3 protein-coding genes are annotated in these 2,842 nt (G+C 46.5%); all 3 read left to right on the top strand.

What is annotated here, in order from left to right:
• Positions 1-617: 617 nt before the first annotated feature.
• From Q0Z94_RS11675 to Q0Z94_RS11685, 3 genes are read left to right on the top strand one after another with little or no spacing between them, the layout of a single operon-like run.
• Positions 618-1,337, top strand: a complete 720-nt coding sequence (locus Q0Z94_RS11675; protein ID WP_298069900.1) for a hypothetical protein — start codon at positions 618-620, stop codon at positions 1,335-1,337.
• A complete protein-coding gene (locus Q0Z94_RS11680; protein ID WP_298069902.1) occupies positions 1,330-2,280 on the top strand; it encodes a hypothetical protein in 951 nt (316 codons plus the stop codon). Before Q0Z94_RS11675 ends, Q0Z94_RS11680 begins: the two co-directional genes overlap by 8 nt.
• 3 nt (positions 2,281-2,283) lie before the next feature.
• Complete coding sequence (locus Q0Z94_RS11685) at positions 2,284-2,697, top strand: hypothetical protein (protein WP_298069904.1); 414 nt, start codon at positions 2,284-2,286, stop codon at positions 2,695-2,697.
• Positions 2,698-2,842 lie beyond the last annotated feature (145 nt).

The following is a 2,842-nucleotide window of genomic DNA, read 5'->3' on the forward strand; positions in this document are numbered from 1 at the left end:
ATCTCGTTCGTGATGTCCTCATCTAATGGCCAGGTAACTCCGGCCTCCTGTGCCGCCTTTTGGACATCTCGGATGGTATCTCTGGCACAGTGCAGTCTGACCGCGATACTTCGCTGGCTGTTTTGAGCGTCGCTGCTCAATCGCAAGATTTCTCGGTAGTCCACCATATGGATTCCTCCTGTTGACTCTTAGTCACGCTGTTGCGTGCTATTGCCATTATACAGGAATGCTCTTGAGTGGACTTCTCCTCCGTGACGGTGGACTTACTTCACCGATTCGGTGGACCGGAAACCCCGTGCAGGTGGACTTCTGCGGGCGAAATATACAGGTGTCGTGGATTTCGAATTCAGCACCCCACCTGCACGGAAATTTCGGCTTTTCCGGGATTAACAGCAAACAGCTCGAAAGGAAGAGCTGAACGAGGCAAAATAGAAAGCAGAATGAAATGCATGTTCTTAGAATGCCACTCATCCGATTAGAAATGCATTTTATCGAACTTTTGCTTTGACCTGGATGAAATCGATTATTATTTCATCATCAACAAGAAACCACCGCATTGCAAACCCAGAATGAAATCTTTAAACATGGAGGTATTTACATTGGAATATTGGGTCGCTATGAATGAAACTGAATTGAAGGTATCCCTCCTGCTCTTAAATAAGATGGAACTTCCCGGGGTTATAAGCGTTGAGCCGGATTTTGCTCCGGAGCCAGAGAGCCTAGACGGGATGCTGACAAAGGGATTTATTAAGCGGGACGGCGACGGGACTGGTTGGAATCCCTTTGTTAAAATGGTGTTGTGGACCGCGGTAAACGCACAGTCGGAGTTGAGTGTCAAAGGTGGAACACGTATATTATGCCGGCTGTACTTTTATGAGGAGACCATGATTCTCATGACGAAGGATATGGATAAAGAGCTCTTCGTTTTCTACTATGTCCCCCTGCTCCCGAAGGCGATTGGAGGACTGGCCAAATGTCTTGAGACTTTGGAGTTGTTGATGCCCTCAGGTGCGTCAGGCAAAAGAAAAATCGTATCCTTGCCGCCTGAGGCTGCGGATGACTTTGAGTTGCTCAAGTCACTGTCAATGTATGCTGGGCTGAATCAAATCGATAGAGAACTGACGCCTGTAACGGTGGATGGCTGGTGTTTTAGCGAACATTCGTTAGAGAGAGTTTTGATTGAAACGGAGGATGGAATCTGGCTTGCTAGAAGGGAAGGAGACCATCTGGAACTCGAATCTGTTGGTTTTTATGATTTCATACAGAGCATATCCCCCTGGATCGTACAAACACATGGAAAATCAATAGCGGAGAAAAAGGAGAAAAACGATGGCTAGGTTAGAGATACATTTTAAAGAGGCGTTCTCCGTAGCGGATGAGATCGATTCATTGGGCAAGGATATAAGCCGCTGTTCTGATCAGGTGTCTACTGTGCTCAAAAATCTTAAGCGTTATAGAAGTGCGGCCTTCACACCGCTGTATGTACGCTTGCAGACGGTCAATGACGCCTTGCTGGAAGAAGCCGCAAAGATGGACAGTCTTGAAGATGCGTTGCGGCATATCATAAACACGTATTCAAATTCAGAAAATCGAATTTTAGAATTTTTGGGCGCTGGTTCGTCTGAAAAAACGACAAATGCTGAAGATAATGAAGCGGACGAGAGCATCTTTAAGAGATTCATCGACTGGATTAAATCCCTTTTCGGGTGGAAGGAAGAGACAAAAGAAGAACCCTTGTCCATTACGCGTGAACAAGAGAAAGAGCACGACCTCTATATGCAGAATGAAATTTTTGCATTACTGGAAACTCCGGCGTATAATAAGGAGACATGGAGCAGAGCGACTGTTGAGCAGCGTAAAGATATCTTACAGAATTATCTGGCGGAGCTGTCCACAATATACGGAGTGAAGATTTCTTCTGAAATCGATTTTTGCCATTTAGGCACCTCTACGCGTGGCCAGTATTCACCGAATAGCAAGCAAGTGACTATCAATGAGGATTATCTTTCAAGAACTGACAGTTATCAGATTATGCAGACTATGATCCATGAAATGCGCCATGCCTACCAGTACGCCGCTGTAGAGGATCCGGGTAGTTATAATGTTAGCGCGGAGACGATTGAACAGTGGAAGAATAATTTTGCGCCTGGAAACTATTATTCAGGTGATGACTATTCCAGATATGTCTCCCAACCAATCGAATATGATGCCAAAAATTTCGCGAAGCAATATAATGATCTTGCCAGGGCAAAACCTGAGTATAAGGGAAGTTGGGAGTAATATATGGCCCAGAGTAGGAAAACTTTGCGGATTGTATCCTTACTGATCGCTATGATACTGCTCATATCATCAGTGAGCGGCTGCGGTCGTAACGGTGCCGCGCAAGACTATGTGCCTTCTACAGAAAATCAGCCAGAAAGTGAGGTAGCAGCAGATATGGAGCAGAGTGTACGTCTTATCAGAGAGGCCGGTAGCCTTGAACCGGACAGCGCACAGGGAACGGTAGAGACGCTTTTGGAGCTTGGTATCCACGCTCTAAAAGGGGCTAAATTAGTATCCAACGACAATGGCGTCGTATTACAAGTCGTTGATGAGGAAGACCATACGTACTATTTAGGGTATGGAGACTTTGGATATTTGGAAATAGTGCGCAAGGATTCCCTTGATGGGGAAATAATCTATGCTCCAATAGAGTAATTTCTGTGGGGTGCATACGCCGCCTCAAAACTACACCCGTTCCGGCGTACTCCTACACCTTGACCGCGTAAATCCTACACCTTCACCGCAGGTCAGACAATGGTGCGTGGGGACCGGGGGCGTGGTGCGCGGGCCCGGTCCCCGT

It is taken from the genome of uncultured Mailhella sp. (assembly GCF_947631555.1).
Taxonomy (GTDB): Bacteria; Desulfobacterota; Desulfovibrionia; order Desulfovibrionales; family Desulfovibrionaceae; genus Mailhella.